The organism is Nonomuraea sp. NPDC049400, from assembly GCF_044466425.1.
Lineage (GTDB): Bacteria > Actinomycetota > Actinomycetes > Streptosporangiales > Streptosporangiaceae > Nonomuraea.
The window spans coordinates 19,400-35,839 of sequence record NZ_JBITMP010000080.1 but is presented as its reverse complement, the minus strand read 5'-3'; the positions used below and the strand labels follow the sequence as shown (position 1 = coordinate 35,839).

13 protein-coding genes are annotated in these 16,440 nt (G+C 66.3%); 2 read left to right on the top strand and 11 right to left on the bottom strand.

Going from position 1 to position 16,440, the window contains the following annotated elements:
- Positions 1–110: 110 nt before the first annotated feature.
- Positions 111–4,673 (bottom strand): hypothetical protein, encoded by a 4,563-nt coding sequence (locus tag ACIBVN_RS56120; protein ID WP_397150362.1) that lies wholly within the window; start codon positions 4,671–4,673, stop codon positions 111–113.
- Entirely contained in the window at positions 4,666–5,001 is a 336-nt protein-coding gene (locus ACIBVN_RS56115; RefSeq protein ID WP_397150360.1) for a hypothetical protein, read from the bottom strand. The genes ACIBVN_RS56120 and ACIBVN_RS56115 overlap by 8 nt, the downstream gene beginning before the upstream one ends.
- Before the next feature lie 365 nt (positions 5,002–5,366).
- Between ACIBVN_RS56115 and ACIBVN_RS56110 the strand changes: the two genes are divergently transcribed.
- Positions 5,367–6,098 carry a hypothetical protein gene (locus tag ACIBVN_RS56110; protein ID WP_397150358.1) on the top strand — a complete coding sequence of 244 codons (732 nt, stop codon included), beginning with the start codon at positions 5,367–5,369 and terminating at the stop codon, positions 6,096–6,098.
- Between the two features lie 48 nt (positions 6,099–6,146).
- Here ACIBVN_RS56110 and ACIBVN_RS56105 read toward each other — a convergent pair whose 3' ends face one another.
- The gene (locus ACIBVN_RS56105) at positions 6,147–6,593 is read right to left on the bottom strand and encodes a hypothetical protein (protein WP_397150356.1); all 447 of its coding nucleotides are present in this window, start codon (positions 6,591–6,593) and stop codon (positions 6,147–6,149) included.
- A 575-nt stretch (positions 6,594–7,168) separates the two neighbouring features.
- On the opposite strand from ACIBVN_RS56105, the gene ACIBVN_RS56100 reads away from it, so the two are divergent.
- The gene (locus tag ACIBVN_RS56100; RefSeq protein ID WP_397150354.1) at positions 7,169–7,345 is read left to right on the top strand and encodes a hypothetical protein; all 177 of its coding nucleotides are present in this window, start codon (positions 7,169–7,171) and stop codon (positions 7,343–7,345) included.
- A gap of 195 nt (positions 7,346–7,540) precedes the next feature.
- Here the strand turns inward: ACIBVN_RS56100 and ACIBVN_RS56095 are convergent, their stop codons facing one another.
- The 8 genes from ACIBVN_RS56095 to ACIBVN_RS56060 all read right to left on the bottom strand — a co-directional run bounded on the left by ACIBVN_RS56095 (position 7,541) and on the right by ACIBVN_RS56060 (position 16,300).
- The gene (locus tag ACIBVN_RS56095; protein WP_397150352.1) at positions 7,541–7,924 is read right to left on the bottom strand and encodes a DUF6009 family protein; all 384 of its coding nucleotides are present in this window, start codon (positions 7,922–7,924) and stop codon (positions 7,541–7,543) included.
- Positions 7,921–9,438, bottom strand: coding sequence for a phage/plasmid primase, P4 family (locus ACIBVN_RS56090; RefSeq protein WP_397150350.1), 1,518 nt, complete (start codon positions 9,436–9,438; stop codon positions 7,921–7,923). The genes ACIBVN_RS56095 and ACIBVN_RS56090 overlap by 4 nt, the downstream gene beginning before the upstream one ends.
- Positions 9,435–10,499, bottom strand: a complete 1,065-nt coding sequence (locus ACIBVN_RS56085; protein ID WP_397150348.1) for a bifunctional DNA primase/polymerase — start codon at positions 10,497–10,499, stop codon at positions 9,435–9,437. The genes ACIBVN_RS56090 and ACIBVN_RS56085 overlap by 4 nt, the downstream gene beginning before the upstream one ends.
- Before the next feature lie 1,450 nt (positions 10,500–11,949).
- A complete protein-coding gene (locus ACIBVN_RS56080) occupies positions 11,950–12,153 on the bottom strand; it encodes a hypothetical protein (RefSeq protein WP_397150346.1) in 204 nt (67 codons plus the stop codon).
- Positions 12,154–13,372: 1,219 nt separating this feature from the next.
- A complete protein-coding gene (locus ACIBVN_RS56075; RefSeq protein WP_397150344.1) occupies positions 13,373–13,942 on the bottom strand; it encodes a DUF6248 family natural product biosynthesis protein in 570 nt (189 codons plus the stop codon).
- 140 nt (positions 13,943–14,082) lie between these two features.
- Positions 14,083–14,832: a hypothetical protein gene (locus ACIBVN_RS56070; RefSeq protein ID WP_397150342.1), complete on the bottom strand. Its 750-nt coding sequence runs from the start codon at positions 14,830–14,832 to the stop codon at positions 14,083–14,085.
- Positions 14,833–15,038: 206 nt separating this feature from the next.
- Entirely contained in the window at positions 15,039–15,263 is a 225-nt protein-coding gene (locus ACIBVN_RS56065) for a hypothetical protein (protein ID WP_397150340.1), read from the bottom strand.
- An 809-nt stretch (positions 15,264–16,072) separates the two neighbouring features.
- Positions 16,073–16,300, bottom strand: coding sequence for a hypothetical protein (locus ACIBVN_RS56060; protein WP_397150338.1), 228 nt, complete (start codon positions 16,298–16,300; stop codon positions 16,073–16,075).
- Positions 16,301–16,440: the final 140 nt, after the last annotated feature.

Sequence of the window (16,440 nt, the reverse complement as noted above, 5' to 3'; positions counted from 1 at the left end):
CGGGGGGGGGGGCGGGGAGCCCGGACCCCCGCCCACCCCACACCCCCCCTCCCCACAAATTTTTTTTTCGGGGGGGGGGGGGCCCCCGTGGGCCCCCCCGCCACCCGAGGTCAACCAGGAGATCTGCCGGGTGCTGGAGCCAGTTGCTGGAGCCGCGGCGCGGCGGCGGGCGCGCGCCGGACGGGCTGCGCGGGACTGGGATTCATCTGGCCTGCGGTGCTGGAGCGCGTGGAAGCCGCCTGCTGCCGGGCAGATTCACGGTCGGCAGCCTGCGCCGCTGCCAGGACGGGCCGGGTCGGCAGTGCGGGCACGGTGTTGATGTAGTTGATCAGATCGGCGTGATCAACCTCGAACCACTGTTGGCGGCCGTTCGTGAGCCGCAGGCCCCACAGCATGATCTTTGGGTTGTCGCTGGGCGACATGACGACTTCGGCGATCGGCCCTCCCGGAGGTCCGGGCATCCTGGTCGGCCGGTCCAGCCCGCCCAGGAGGACGTCATGGCGGACGGGGACGGCGGCGGGCCAGCCCTCCGTGCGCCAGTAGGTCACCTGTGGCTGATCGGCCCGCCAGGACAGCTCTGCCCGCCGGGGCTTGCGGCCGCCAGGTTCATAGGCCTGCATCTGTACTGCTTCCCGCACCTGGGTAGGCGCCTGCTGCGGGGCCGGGGACTTCGATGGCAGCCTTTCGAGGAATTCAGCGACGGGGCCGCTCTCGAGCTCCACCCACACATGCTCGGTTCCGTCCTGTTTCCATGCGTGATACAGCCACAGGTTGTCCTCCCAGTCGACGTGGACTTTCCATCGCAGCTTGGTGCTGCCTGCGATGGGGGGCAGCATGTGGAGGCCGGCGACAGTGACCGGTTCTGTCAGCGCCGCGCGCAGAGCTTCTCGGGGAACGTTGATGTCGCTGCCGCCCTCTCGCCAGTCCACGGTCACCTCGACCACGTCCGGGTTGCGGGCAGAGTGGTGCAGATGGACGGTTGGCCATGCTGGGGAGGCAAAACCGGAATCAGCATGGATGCTGGCGCTGATGGGAGGCGGTGAGGCTGGAACGGCGCTGCGAGCCTGCAACTGTGTGGCGGAAGCGGCTGGCGTTTCGGCGCGTTGCGGTGCGTCAGCAGCAAGGGTTGGCAGGCTCGGCACCGCGTTGATGTGGTCGGCCACGAGAGCCTGGGGGATTTCGTAGGCGGCCTGTCGTCCGTCGCGCAGGCGCACGGTCCACAGCGCGGTGGCGGGATTGGTGGGGCTGGGCGCCATGACGATCTCGGCCACCGGGTCCTGGCCGGGCGCGCTCGTCTCGTGGCGTGTGCCCTTCATCAGGTACTCATGCGGGACGGGCAGTGCGAACTTCCAGCCTTCCATGTACCAGTACGTGACGTGCGGTTGGTCGCCGCGCCACAGCAGTTGCCCGCGCGCCGTTTCGCGGAGATCGCCGGTGACTGCCTGCGCCTGGAGTTGCTGACGGATCAGTGGCTGCGGTGCCGTGGTACGGCCGGCGGCGGCTTGCTGCCGTGAGGCTCTCTCAGCCGCCAGGTCAGCGCGCGCCTGGCGGGACGAGTCTGCCTGGCTGAGAAAGCGGGTGACATCGCTGCGGTTCACGTTCAGCCAGAGGCTCTCACCGCTGGGCAGGTGCACCGACCACGCCAGGGCCGAATCGCTCGTGGCAGGCTGCATGCGCAGCCCACCCTGAGTGAACCCGTTCACGCGCACCTGACCGGCCAGGCCCGCCCGCAGCGCCGTGAGCGGAACCTGCAAAGGAGTGTCCCACCCGGGCTGTTCCGGCACGATCAAACGGGCGACGTCCGGCGCTCGGCGCTCATGAAACAGCCATGCTGTGCGCTGCACTGGCTCGCCGCTGGGGGAGTAGACGTAAATGGACAGCTCTTGTCTGACCTCGCCGAGCTTTAGTTGGCGGTTGGCGAGCTGGCGTTGGTGCAGCTTGGTTTCCGCGCGTTCAAGGATGCGTTCGGCGCGTTGTGCTTCGCCCTCGCGGTGCCGGTCGGGGTCGGGCAGGCGCTGTAGAAACTTCTGCACCGCCCGTGTGTCGATGGCGAAACGGGCTGTTGGGCGTCCATCCGGTCGTAGATCGAGCCCGAGCCACAGCTGGTTGCCCTTGGGTGCCATGCGCACGCCTTGCACGGTGACATCACGCTGGGTGCCGGCTTCCAAGGCGTCGCGGGGGATGCTCAGCGGCCGCGGCCGACCTTCCACCGTGACCTCGATGATGTCGGGGTCGTTGCGCTCCGCGCTCAGCCACGCCTGCTGCCGGACAGGCCCGTCGGGACCCGGCACGAGGACGGCGATCTTGGCCGTGATGCGGGGGTCCGGCGGAGGACGGCGTGGGCCGGCCACTGCGGTGAGGCCGCGGTTGCCGGTCAGCGTCTCCCGCACGGCCTTGGCTCGGCCCGGGATGCGCTCGGCGATCACGGCCGGGGTTTCGGGGTCAGGCCACGGCCGGATGCCGACTACGAGAAGAATGTCGCGGTAGTCCTCAATCAACTCGTCGGCGGCCAGCCGGGAGGTTGCCGACGCAACCGGGGTCTCGTTGGCGCGACGCATCTGCTCGTAGCGTTCCTGCGTCGCCAGCCCGCGCGCAAGCGCGCTGGTGCCGCCCTTGAGCGAGGCGATGGCGCTCGCCAGCGTTTCCATGCGCAGGCGGGCTGGCCAGGCCGAGTGAGCGAGCACCGGCGCGGTCAGGATCTGACTCAGGCCCTGCCGGGCCAGCTGCAGTGCCTGCCGACGCTGCTCTTCGACGAGATTGGGCCGGTATCTCAGGCGTGCCGCGGCCTGGCCGTCATAGACGGCTACCAGGTCTTCGTCCTGGACCGGGGCGTGTACCCCTGCGCTCACACGATTCATCTGCAGCGTCGAGCCGTGGACGGCGTGGGTGGCCAGCCACTGGGCGGACACGCCCGAGCCGTGCAGCACGCGGTTGCCCTTGGCTATCGCCGTGCCGCCGGCGTGTACGCCGACGACCTTGCCTGTGGCGTCGAGCACGACGTCGGTCCCGCCGTCGGCGGGCGTGTGTGTGCCGTACTTCTCGGTGTACAGCACCAGTTCGTCCGGCACCGGAGCCCGGTTGACGCCGTTGATCGGCATCTTCGCGCCGTCCTGCGCGATCACGGTGACGGCGCTCGCGGCGGCTCGGGGTGCCAGGGGAGAGCGCACGACCGCATAGATGATCTGATGGGTGGGAGGTTGATCGGGCGCGGTGCGAACGTAGCGGGGCCGCAGCCCCATCAAGTCGTACTCCTCGGCCACCCGCTGGCTGGCCTCGCTCGGTGGAGGGGTGCCGGCTGGCGGTTCGCGGCGCACGTCGCCGCTTTGCGGACCGCTCATGGCCAGGCTGGTCAGCTCTCCGACCATCGTCCTCTTCAGCGGTCCCGGCGCAAGCGCGTCCAACTCGCTTCGAGCCGCCGCGTTGAAGCGCAGCTCATACCTGCGAGCCTGCGGCAGCCCAGCGGCCACGGTGCGCTCGAAGTCCTCCAGGGATGTGCGCTCGGCGCTGCGGACACGTGGACGCTGCGGGTCGCGGGTGGTCAGACCGTTGTTTCGCCTGACGGCGTCGTTGCGGCCGTGGACATCGACGATCTCGGCGCCAGGACTACTCCTGAGCGGCTTGGAGTAGGCCAGGGGCTTGTCGGCTTCGGTGGCCAGCTGATGAACCAGCGTGCGCTCTTGCAACGCGGTCACCCGCTCGAGGATGAGATCCTCGCTGAGCGGTTGAGGCTGCACCGCGAGGATCTGCACGGCGTCACGACCGGTCGGCGAATTCTTGGCCGGCACGATGCGGTACAGGATGCGGCCGGCCGGGCGGGGCATCACCCGTTCGGTGGCCAGGAGCGTGGCGTCACTGCGCGACGCCTTGGCGGGCAGGACGGCCAGCACCTGCACAGTGGGCCGTCCCACCGGCACCTTCTTCGCTTTGACCGCCCGGTCGTTGCTGTTCGTGGCGGTTGACCAAGGCGAGCTGGTGTAGGTGTAGAGCAGATGGTGCTTGTCGTCCAGTTCGGCGCGATAGAGCTGTTCCAGCAAGGGCTCGGTGGTCACGAGCCGGTTGTGCTTGCCTTGCGTGTGCCAGGCTTCGAAGTCTTTGACTTTCAGGACCGCGAGTTCTTTGAAGGTGTCCAGAGCCTTGGTGGCGGCCGTGTCGGGCAGGGCCTCCAGCTCCTTTTCGAGCTGGGGTGTGACCGTGAGGAGGTTTCTGGACAGTGGGTTGATGACCGAGCGCAGCTGGTTTTCGAACAGCCGTCGTTGTTGCCCGGCCGCATCAAGGCTGACCAGTGCGAAGTCGGCCTCACGCCACGTGCTGCCCAGCTTGACCGGATCGCCTGCGAGCTGGCCCTCGGAGTCGGGCAGGTCGTAGACCAGGCTTTGCACGCGCAGCACGGCCTGAGCCCAGTCACCTGAGTGGAGCTCGCCGTCGCGCTGCAGCTTGGCCAGGTCCTCCTTGCTGCCGGGTTCCCAGATGAGATCCCGGCGTGGACGAACACCCAGCTGCCCTTTCGGCGGGGGCCGCTGGGAGCGGTCGGACTTGATGACGGGCCCGGAGCGGAACTGTTGGGCATCGACGTCGAGCTGGGATCGGTCAGGACCGACGACCTGGTCGGCATGTCCGTCGCCCCAGGTGCGATCTTCGCGATGAATCCAGGGATTGACTTCCCGATCAGCCATCCTGGCCTCGCTCGTCGGCAACTAACCAGTCTTCCGGCGGAGTGATGTCGTCTGGCTCGAGCGTCTGGCCTTCGGTCAGCGCGACGAGATCCTCCAGGGGCACCGCGAAGGCCTCGCCAGCGGCGACCTGGAGCTGGTACTGGGGCAGGGTGAGACGCAGGATCTCCAGGAGCTCCTCGGAGATCAGGTATGCTCGCGCGCCGCCAGCGGTGACGACTGGCACTGGCTCGGCTGCGGGCCCGTCCGCGTCGAGCGCCGCGACGTGCTCCGCCAGATCTCCAGAGACTGATACTGCCGAGCCGGAGTCATCATCGTGGGCAAAGGTCATGCTTTCCGTTATAGCGCCTTTGCGTATGTCCCGACAGACTTGACTTGTTCATGTCAAGAGGGCGGCGATGCGCGATCTGGGACTGGTGTGACTGAGCGCCCCAGTTACCAGCGCCGTTGCCCCAGGCCAGCGCGCAATTCCTGGACGCTCGTCCCCTGACCTGGGTGATGGCTCTTCACGCTGACTGGCGTCGCCGCCTGTCTGCCGGCCATCGGCGGAGGTCTTTCCACACTGGTACCGCCATCTCGCCGTAGGACCGGTGGTGGCACCGGCGTTGCTCAGCGGACACGGCGGGTGGCTTCTGGCGGGTTCACGTCGCGGCGTGCCTGTCGTACCGTGGTCAGGGCGGAGGGGTCTGGCCCGGGTTGCCCAGCACGCCCCTGACGCTCAAGCCGTTCGCGCCGAGCTCGAGTGCGTGCCCGGGCCAGATTGACCTCGCGCGGGTCGGGCTGCTCGTCGGCGACGCCGCGCATGGGAGGAGGCGCGACCTGCCGCTGGTCGCGGCGTTGCCGTTCCTCGTCAGCGAGAACCCGCGCAGCCGCCTCGTCGGCGCGCTGCCAGCGTTGGGGATCGACACCGGCCGGCGCGGCGTCCGCCGCGCCGGCGAGTTCTTGGATGCGTCGGGCTGCCCGGGGAGATACCGCCGCCAGCATGCCGCGGGCGTTCTCGGCCGCTTCGTGCCACTGTTTCGAGCGCAGTTGCGCAGCCTGCTGGCGGCGATGTTCAGTTGCAGGGTCGTGCTGCGGGCCGGAGGGCGGAGCAGGGAAGCGGCGCTGGTTGGGTGGTGCGCCCGGCTGGCCCGAGGCCAGGCACCAGGCGCGCAAACGGCCTCGCAGGAGAAAAGCCGTCAGCTCGGCTGGGTCCGAAGCGCTGAAGTGTCTGCTCCAGGGCTGACCGTCAGGCGTGTGGGTGATCGCGAACTGCAGGTCCTGGGCGGTCCAGCCAGCGGCGTAGAAGGGCTGTACCAGCGCAGAAAGGTCATCGAACGGGCGCGTGTCAGTTCCTCCCTGTCGGGCTCCCGAAAACAGGGGCTGCGGGGCGCTTGGCCTGCGCCAGCAGCTCGTTCAGATAGGGGTGTGGTAGCTGGCGTGGATTGAGGTCGTAGTTGTGGTCGTGTCCGGGGACTGGCTGGCGTTTGATGCGGATCAGCTGGCTGGGGGATCTGTCGTTTTCTCTACTTCGTTGACAGGCTGTGAGGGAAGAGTCGGCTCCAGATCCGGGCTCCAGCCCAGGCTGTGGCGGCGCATGTCCCTCCACTGCTCGCGCATTGCCTCCTGCTCGGCGCGTACCCGTTGGCGGTCGGCTTCGATTCGGTGGCTCTTGGAAGGAAGCACCGATCCGTCAGCGGCGCGCCAGGCTTTCAGCCGGTGACGGGTCCAGCCGGGTACATGCCGGGGCATGCCCGCGAAGGGCCAGGGTCGGCCGTCGGGCAGGTGGTCGATGGCATGCAACACGTCGGCGGCGCTCCATCCGGCGTCGAAGAAGTCACGCACCAGGTACCGGACATAGTGGGCGGACAGTTTGCGCAGGTCCAGGCTGTGCTGGCGCAGCGTTTCTGCAGCTTGGAGGCCTTCCTGGCGCGTGTTCACCACGGACGTGAGTGGCCAGGATTCGCCCGGGGGCGGAAGATCGTCGGGAAGGGCTGTCGCCGCGGGAGCATCGGTGCTCTGCGTGCGGGGACGGGCGTCGCTTCCCGGGGAGTTTGTTGACCGGGTCTCACATTGGTCCACAGGCTGCCTCGGCTGGTTGGTCGCGGGCTGAAGATCAGCGGACAGGGCACGGCCAAATCGTGGCGTGGGGTGTGACGGTGTCATGTGGCACGGTCAGGCAGGCATGTCCCAGTTCACCAACGAAGCCAGCGTGATCGTGTGAGGGTGCGTTCGGCAAGGGGATAGCACGCGGGGTATTGCGGTTGCGCCGGCGTCCGGCCCGGGCGTGGCGCATGTGGGGGTCGTCCTGCCTCGCCAGTGTGGATGGTCTGCACGCATACGGCTGAGGACGAGTGCGAACTTCTCATCCCATACCAGACTGAATGCGAATTCTGTCCGGTATAGCGTGATATGTACCGACATGGCTTGTTCTTCGCGAGGTCGCACCCATAAAGATGACTGCACCCCTACGCTGAGATGTGTGATGTTCACTGATCTCGAGGTGCAAAGGAATTGACGTGAGCGGTCCAGAGGCATTTTCGATCCGGCTGCCGGCCCACGTGGCCGACAACCTAAGGCGTATCGCCGGTACGAAACGGACAACGCCGCAGCGCTTGCTGGTACAGCTGGCGGAACGCGCATCGCTGTACCAGGATGGCCAACTCATCCTGCATGACAGCTCAGAGTCGCTGTAGTACTGACATCGCTTCGACACCTCCACGGAAGGGCGTTATCCGACCTGCGTGTGCGTGCTTGCCCCTCTCCTTAAGTGCTCGATAAGAAGTCTTATGTCAAGTTGAATGATCGGTCAGTCTCGATCATCCTGTCCCGTTTCACGGAGCCTGGTGCTTGGCCCAGCGGATACGGCGACCGACCGTGGAAAACATGCCTCAGCTGTGACTGCCGGTCGGCGAGAGCGGACCGCCTTGGGATCGCTCGGTCTTGTCGCCGACCTCTCCGGGAGCCACAGTGCGCGGATCGACCGCCTCTGACGGAGCCGCGGCGGCGTAAAAGCCGTCAGGCTGCTGGTCCCGGTCGTGAGGCGCCAACCAGAAGACGCGCCGGATAAACGATCCTGAGGCCCGTGATGCCTTTGCATCGGGGAGGAGTTCGGCATAGCCCACGAGCCGACCAGGACGGCGGTACGGGGGCTTCCCGCGGCGTCGATGCACACGCTCGAGGCTCTGGCGCACATAGTCCAAGGTCTCGATGTCTTCCAGCCACACCAGATTTTCCTCATGTACGAGGTCTGCAGATTCGATCGGTTTGCTCACCGTTGCGACTCCTCTTCGTGCTCGGCGAGCAGTCCAATACCTGGATAGTACTTGCGAGAGTTGGACAGAAGCATCTCCTTGGGGGACGTCATGCCGAGGGTTTCGCGCACGCGAGCGGCGAAGGCCCTAGCTGACACTGGTGTGGCGCCTTCCGCGCTGCACCACCGAATATAGGCCTGGTACAGCTGAGCTTGTTCGGCGCGAAGGCTGCTGTCGAGTCTGTCGATCTTGCAGGCTTCCTCTAGGAATCGTCCGACCACGTCTTCGGTCGCTTCGTAGGCGTCGGTGGCGTTGCGGACGCGATGGGGGCCGGTGAGGTCGTTCTCACCGCCGAGGTAGCGGCGCGCGCCGTCGACGAGCCAGGCCAAGATACCGGGCCCTTCCTCGTCGACCAGGATACGCGCGAGGTTGTCGATCTTGTTTTCGTCGGCTACGACGCGTTCGAACGGCACCAAGCGCAGGCGTCGCCAGAAGGCCGGGCCGCCGCTGGTGACTTCGGGCCTGTGGTTACCTAGCAGCCACAGGTGATGGGTCGGTTTGAAGCTGAAGAAGTTCTCGCGCATGCGGCGGGCCTTGATGGTGTCGCCGCCGGTGAGCAGTTTGACGCGTCCTTCATCGAATCGATCGCCGGGTTTAAGCTCTGAACACACGATGAGTCGCCGACCATGGAGTTCGGCCAGGTCAGCGGGGTGCCCATCGAAAGCTTTGGCCATGAGGAATCCCGGTGGCGCGGCGTCGCCGTAGTCGCCGAGGATTTGCAGCATGACCTCCAGCAGGACGGACTTGCCGTTCTTGCCGCTGCCCAGCAGGAAGGGCATGACTTGGGCGCCGACGTCTCCAGTGACGGAATAGCCGAGCAGCAGGTGCAGGAAGCTTGCAGTCTCCCGTCCTTCGGGGTCATCGCCGAAGGTGTCGCTGAGGAAGCGTTCCCAACGCGGGATGGGCATCCGTTCAGGAGCCACAGTCGTCGAACGTGAATGGAACTGCTTGGTGGGATCTGGTTTCGTCAGCAGTCCGGTTCTCAAGTCGACAATGCCGGCAGGAGTACACAGGGCATAGGGATCGGCGTCGAGCTGGTCCAAGCTCAGGACCATGCCGGGGGCGGCTTTGGCTTGGGTCAGCATGGCGTTCATCCCGGCGGTCGACAGGGCGCGTTTGCGATTTCGCAACAGGTCCGACTGGCTGTGGTGTCCACTCAGGTCGCGTGTGGCGAGCTTTTCAGCCATCTCCCCCGCGGACCACATGACGGATTCGCTTTCGTCTAGGGCCCAGCGGTGTTCTTGCCAGCGATACCAGCCGAGGCCGGGGACGTAGCGGTAGTCCTTGCCGTAGATAGAGACGAAGAGCTTGGCGTTGCCTCGATCGGTCAGTGAGTCCGGCAAGAGACCTTGCGCGGTGATCGCTTCGGCTGACGGGCGAGGCGGCGGAGGCTGCTGAGAGCTAATGCCGAGCTCCAGCATCTGCTGCGCGACTGCGACGGGATCGAAGTCGCTCGGTCCCACGGAAGTAGTCATGCGCGCCCCCGAAGGTGCAGCGGCCGACGGCTACCTGCGGCTAGAGCGCTACCGATGATGGCAGCACAGCGGCGATCCTGGTTGGGGCGGGCACGCCCGGCAGCCTCATAGAGCAAGTTCCGTGCATCGCTCTCACTGAGATACTGGGCGGCCACCAGGCCTCCGATGGTGTAGGCGGCTCGATTGAGCTTGTCAGCGAACCCTGCTCCTTCAGGCACCGCAGCGCACGCCAGCACTTCGGCGAGCAGCTTTTCCAATGTTCGTGACAGTGCATTGTGTTCGCCGCCAGCGGCAATGACCGCTTGTAGTGCTCGCGCTGGAGGGTGGCTTGGTGAGGAGGCTGGGGGTGCGTCCGAGCGAAGATGACCAGTACGGGCGAGTTCTTGCACCAGCCAGTCAGGGAGGGGCGCCGGCTGGCGGCACTCCCCCAGGATGGTGTAAGTGCCGGCGCTGGTACGTGTTCCGGGGGCGACGATGTAGCCGCCGGTGGCGCGAATATCAATCTGCCAGGCGAGGGCACGGGCGGGGCTGGATCCCGAAGAGCACAGCCAGGTGGTCACAGGGTCCGTGCGATACCAGACGTGCAGGCCTCCGGAGGGAGTGCGTACGCGAAGGGTATCGGTGTCGTCGGCGGGGTTGGGTTGGCTTCGCAGTGCGGCGAGCAGCCCGAGGGTGTGGTGGCCGTGCGCCAGCCCGGTCAGGTCGATGCGTTCATCGATGAGGATGCCGGGAAGTACGCGATCACGAGTGGGGACGACTTTAGGGTGGGTATCGATATCGATCACCAGCAGGTTGGCGGGCCCACACGCTACCCCTACGCCGAAGCCGGGGTTACTGCGCCACCAAGCCTCGATGAGGTGCTCATCGCGGGTGGCGGCATGGAAGCCATGGCACCAGCGGGCGGGCAGGCATGCGCAGTTGTCGGGAGTGTGGCTGTCTGCTTGGCAGGCCGAGCAGTTACCGGCCGGGGTCTTGCGTCCTGGCGCCAGTGGATGGACCGGCCAGCCCTGCTCCGCGCACCACCGAGCGATGGCCAGTGACGCAGGAGGGGGAGACTCCACGGGATCCCTTCTCATCCAGGTGCATCAGCTGGTGCCGTGCGTTCGGTCGCTGCCGCGGAATGCCTGCTTGAGGGCGTCTCCTGCGGCGGAAAGCGACCCAAGCGACTGACATCGCCAACGTGGTCACACAGACTAGCGGAGATGAGGGCGGTGACGATGGATTGCTGTGCGTGGCGGAGTTCCGGAATTGCCCGGCCTGCCGTGTCCCGGCGACTGAGCGCGACAGGCGTGCACGAAAGTCGCGGTGTCGGTCGCTGGAGGTTGTCCGGTCGCTTGGGTCGCTGGGGGCCTTAGTCGCTGCTCAGAGCCACGATTGCGGCGGGTCAGCGACTGAAGCGACTGAGACTCGACATCTATGACGCACACTTGGCGGCTTGTACAACGACTCATAGATGGCAGACCCGGGTCGCTTCAGTCGCTGACCTCCTCGCGGAGCCTTATCTGACCAGGAGAAACGCTGAGCGACTCAGCTCAGCGACCCAACAGCGACTGGGTAGCGGCTCTGGGTACGCCCCAGCCGCCGCTGGCTGCAGGCGGCACTGTCGTTTTTCGGCCGGGGTCGATACCGAAACGTGGCCAAGTTCCGTCTCGGCGTGAAGACTCTTCGGAGTGTCCGGGCCGGATTCCTTGTGTCCTGCTCGCAACGATCACCAGCTGGACAAACGGCGGTGGCGGAGACGCGGCACACCGCACAGGCCGTCTCGTGCTGTACACGGCGTCCGCTGGCGCCAGCGCAGGAGATTGGCCAGGCTGCGAGGGGCAGCTGTGACTCTTTGACGAGAAAGCCCGCACCAGCGACCAAAGCGACCGGAGCTACGGATACTCCCCCGAAGCAGCAGCGGCTGGGATACCAACAGGAGACCGAGAACGTGCACCCAGACCCCTTATCGGGCCGCCTGCGTCGCTTGGGTCGCTGGGGGCCTTAGTCGCTGCTCAGAGCCACGATTGCGGCGGGTCAGCGACTGAAGCGACTGAGACTCGACATCTATGACGCACACTTGGCGGCTTGTACAACGACTCATAGATGGCAGACCCGGGTCGCTTCAGTCGCTGACCTCCTCGCGGAGCCTTATCTGACCAGGAGAAACGCTGAGCGACTCAGCTCAGCGACCCAACAGCGACTGAGCGGCGGCATGATCGAGCTAGCGACTCAAGGGGTCGAGAATCCGACGGCATCGTGTGCGGGAGCGACTGGCGGTCCTGGATGACGGCGGCCGCGATCACGAAGCGGAGATGGCGGTGCCATGGGGTGGCGGGAACCATAGAAGTCGTCAAAGCCGGCCGCGGCCACGGGGGTGGCGGCGCGGTCGTCGAGGAGTTGCTGCAAGTGGGCGTGTTCCATGACAAGGCCGGGTTTTTGGGCTGGAGGCAAGATGGTGGGTGGTGCTGTCATGGCGGGATTCCTTTGTGCGGCGTCGGCGGGGGCCTGGGCCCAGGTGCTGGTGACGATCTAGGTGTCGAACTCGACGTGGGTTCGGCGCCGCGTTACTCGTCGTGGCTGCGGTGGAGGCAGGCGCCGGGGTAGCCCCAGGTTGTTGGCGTGCCGGTCGAGGGCGTCGTAGAAGGAGATGCGGGGCAGTTCGCTGTCGGCGGCGTAGATGCGCGCCCATTCGGCGTACAGGGAGGTGAGCCGGTCCAAGGGTCCGGGGTGCATGTACCAGCATTTGGGAATCTTTTCCGACAGGTCCAGCGGTGGTTCGGCGTGGCGGGCACAGATTCACTCGACCCAGGCTGGGACCCCTGATGAGCCCGGCACGCCGCTCGGCTGGCGGCAGGGCCTCCCAGATCCAGCGCAGCGGCTGCTCCTCCCCCGCGTCCGGCGGCGCCTCGGCCGGTGCGAGCGCAGCGGCGGCCGGTGGTGGTGCGCTGGTGCGGGTGGCCGGCGGGGTGGGGAAAGAAGGTGCTCATCGCGGGTCCTCGCGCCAGATGTGTGAGGTGAGCCCGACCAGAGGTTGCCGGCCTCGTCCAGATTGAGGAGCAGGCGCGGGTTGATTGGTCCAGCACGTCCTCGGCGGTGAAGTCGCTACCGGAGGCGCTGTGTCGGACGCGGGGTTTGTCGTAGGCGTCGACGATCAACGAGGCCGTGAAGAGCATCGATCCGATGCCGTCGGGGTGCAACCGCCACACCGAGTCGTAGTTGTCGGCCATCTGCTCAAAGCCGTGCTCGAGCAAGATGGCGCGCACGTCGCGGCGTACGTCTTGGCCATCGAGGCACCAGCGGTAGAACTTGGCGATGCCGCCGGACAGGTTGGCCGCGAGCAAGACCGGTCCGACCAGGGCGCGGGCTTTGAGCGCCCAGGAGCGGGCGCGCACGTTCTCCAACAGCCGGAGGACTCGCATTGCCAACGCGCCATATCGGGTTGCTTGGGTCGCTGCTGGACGCCCTGTTATGCGGTTGACCTGCGGCTCCACGGAGCGACTCGAGGGGAACGACCCAAACGAACTTCGGTCGCTCGTCCTCACCTGCCTCGGCAGGGGGGTCGCAGCAATTGGGCAGCCACTCATCGGATCGTGCGCCGACCAGGCATGTCAACCTCTGAGCGACCGAAGCGACCGACGCCCCGCCCTGTCATCACAGCGACCGAGCTCTTGTCGGAGAGCTCGACCAACTGGCGAGGCCGGTCGCTTGAGTCGCTGTGTACTGGACCCCGGCGTCGGCCAGTTTGTTCGTTACACGCACCAGTAACTGAGCCGGTTTCACCTATCCTCTCGCTCCGTTGGCCGCGACCCGGACAAAGGGGGCCTCAATCTGGCGCGTGGAGGGGTCGCATGGCCTGCACCAACGACTTGGCATGCCGCGCCGAGAGTTGCGGTCACTTCCTAGTCCAACAACGACGAAGCGTCGCACCGCCCCGTGTTTCGGCAGCTTGTGATCAGTGCGGCATCTTTGAAGGGCGTTGGTTCGTCACATCGAAAAGCGCATCCTGACGGGGCATGATCGGCACGAGCGCACGACGGCGGCGCTGCACGACCGGGGCAGCGTCGCCATGGTGAGGACACTTGCAGACCCACCGACAAGGCCGCTGCTCAGGTCGATGGATGATGAGGGCGACGACGTAACCCTTACGGTCGGTGATCGCTCCCGCGTCGCTATCGACCTTCGACGGGGCCTGACGGTGAACGCACAGGTCGCATCGCTTCGACAGGCAGTTCCAGCAGGTGCCACTTTGGCACGAGCACCAGCGCCAGAACCCGTACGGATACACGTCGTCCACCGCGCGGATCCCTCGCGTCCAGGCGTGCGCTCTCACCCACGCCCCCTCCTCCTCGCTCATGCGTGAGGTCATGAGGATCGGGTCAACGATGCCCAGGATGAGCGCACCATGCAGTCGCAACAGCGGCGTCTTGGAGACGTGTTCCCAGTCGACTTCACCAGCGCGTTTGCCCGCCCTGGGGTGTGCGATCATTCCCGCATCAGGCGGTTGATCGTTATGGCCGGTCATGCTCGGGCCTGGGCTCGAAGGGTGGCGGCTGGGCGCCAGCGGCGCGCCTGCGCACCATGAGCAACGGGAAGAGTGTGATGATGCGCATCCGGTGACGGAAACTCCTGGCGATCGAAAGTCTGGGGAGGTGGTCGAACAGGTCATCTCCCTACCGGACCGGCTGTGGGGGTGATCCGCCACCACGAACGAGCGTGTTCGCGGGCAGCAGCGATGAACCGCTCGGCCGCCGCGGCGGCGTCGTCCCCAGTGAAGACGAAGACGGAGTAATCGTTGCCGCCACCGCTGGAGTACAAGCTGCCGCACGAGCGGGCGAGGTCTGGCAAGGTCCGATAGATGGCCTGGGCGTCCTGTTCGGTCTCGGGGTCGCCGTGGACGATGCTCACTGGGTGCAGGCCTGCTACGGCCAGTTCTGCTGCTACGACCACCGAGCGCGCGGCAATGCCTCCAGCGCGGTCAATCGCGGCGAACGCTGACCAGACTTGTCGCATGCTGCATGCCAGCAGCTTCACCAAAGCGGCTAGCAGGTCGTGCGCCGCATCCGGTTCGTGGCGATGCAGGAAGGCGAGCAGTTCCTCCAGACGCTGCCGATCGACGCTGGTCTGGGCGTTGATGATCTCTATCGCCCACTGAGTGGCGGACGCTGCGGCTTGGTGGGCACCGCTGGAATAGCGGGCAAGGGTGGACGTTTCGCGGACCATTGGTCGGCTGGGCTCGCCACCTGACTGAGCGCCAAGGGTGTTGACCCACAGCATGACGGCGTCTTGGACGTGAGCGGGGTTGTCTAGCAATTGGTTCACGGTCGCCGCCAGTTCGTCGTCTCGTCCTGACAGGGCTGCACGGAGGGCGCGTGCTGCCAGGTCAGCGGCATAAGGGTCGGGTGAGCTGCTCACAGGACTGGGGTCCTTTCGTCGTGGTCTTGGCGTGTGCGACCGGTGCGCGGTCAGAACCGGGAGGGCGGCGGGGTGGCACAGGCGGTGGCGATGACCTCGGCATGGGCGCGAGCGCACCGGGGTTCCGCGCGCCGATGCCACCACTCCCCCATTGGCGATGGCCGTACGGAGGTGTCGTCCTGCATCGCCCGCGGGTGAGCAGATGTTCACGGCGATTGTCTTCTTTGGTAGGGGTTGAGGTCCGAGACAAACTGGGCGAACCGATTCATGAGGTGGTACCGGTCGGCGTACGCGTCGTCGTCGTGGTCGTCGGCCGCGGCGTAGAGGGCCGAGGCGAACACGTCGCCCAGCACTGCCTGCTCTTCGCCGTCCAGGGCGAAGTTGTTCAGGGTGATTGGCGGCCTGGCGGCGGGCGCGGCGGGGGTGCTCATGCAGGGCTCCTATGTTGTCCGGAGGTGGCTCCAACCGGTGCCACCCAAAGAGCGGGTCGAATGAATGGGCAAGGGGGTGGCCCGCCCAGGCGGTTACACATCGACGGACGGGTTGGGCGCCTATCCGGCGCGACTACTAGCTGTCGCGGGAGGCGCTTTCACCGGCGTGCCTTCGCCAGGGGCGAAAGTTGGGGCAGCCGTGTCGCGTGCGGAGGCGGCTCTGGCACCGCTGCGGCGGTGCGATACAGGTAAGCCACCTGGATGCCGCGCGATAGACCTTTGACGGTCGTCGTGCGTTGCGAGGGCCAGGCGATGAGAGCCACGGGTTGACCTCGGGGGTGCATCTGAAGGTCCCGAAGCTGGCGGCGAGTGGCAAGACCAGAAGGTACCTGATCATGCGGATACATGGGCATCGTCCGTGTGCCGTCGGTGACCGCACCGAAGAGACGGCGGCGGCGGTGGGCTCGCATGCTGCGATCCCTGGTGGCGCTCCACGGGCGACGTCGCCTCGCACGGTCCCGAAGATCGGAAGCGGCTGGATTGTGGTCGTGGATCATTGAGTGGTCCTGAGGGTGGCAGTTGGCATGCAGCGGATCTCCGGAGGGCACGTGCGCGGGCTATGCGAGCCGATCGGCTGGAGAGAGTTGTCGTTGACGAGAGGCATCCCGCAGGCGCGGAAAGGTTCAGTCACGGTGAAATCCAGGTCGAGGCCTGGCGGCCGGTTGGCATGAGCCCTCGATGGTTGGGCCGTCAGCCCCTGATTGGTAGGCGTTGACTGCGTGCTCGAGCGAGTCGTTGGGGCCGCGGTTTCAGGCCGGCTGAGAGGATGCCCGGTGCTCTACGAGGTGGTGGGCGGCCTCGGCCAGTTCCATCGCACTTTGCCAAAGCCACGGCTCAACCTGCATCGGGCGCTCATGCATGAGTTCGAGATGCCGGATCAGGGCGTTGGTGAAGGCGAGCTCTTCTACGCCGTGTGTCTCATGGAGGCGCGCTTTGAGCAGTTGCGCGGTCTCGGCAAGGTTGCTGGGTGTGGGCATTGGGACTCCTTGTGGACGTGGGGGATGTCGCCGCATGTGGCAAGGCGGGGCGTGGAAGGTGAAGGTGAGAGAAAGTGCCTGGGTGGTGGGTTCCTAATGCGGACGCGGGCCAGGCGTTTTCAAGGTCAGGCTGTGGTTCT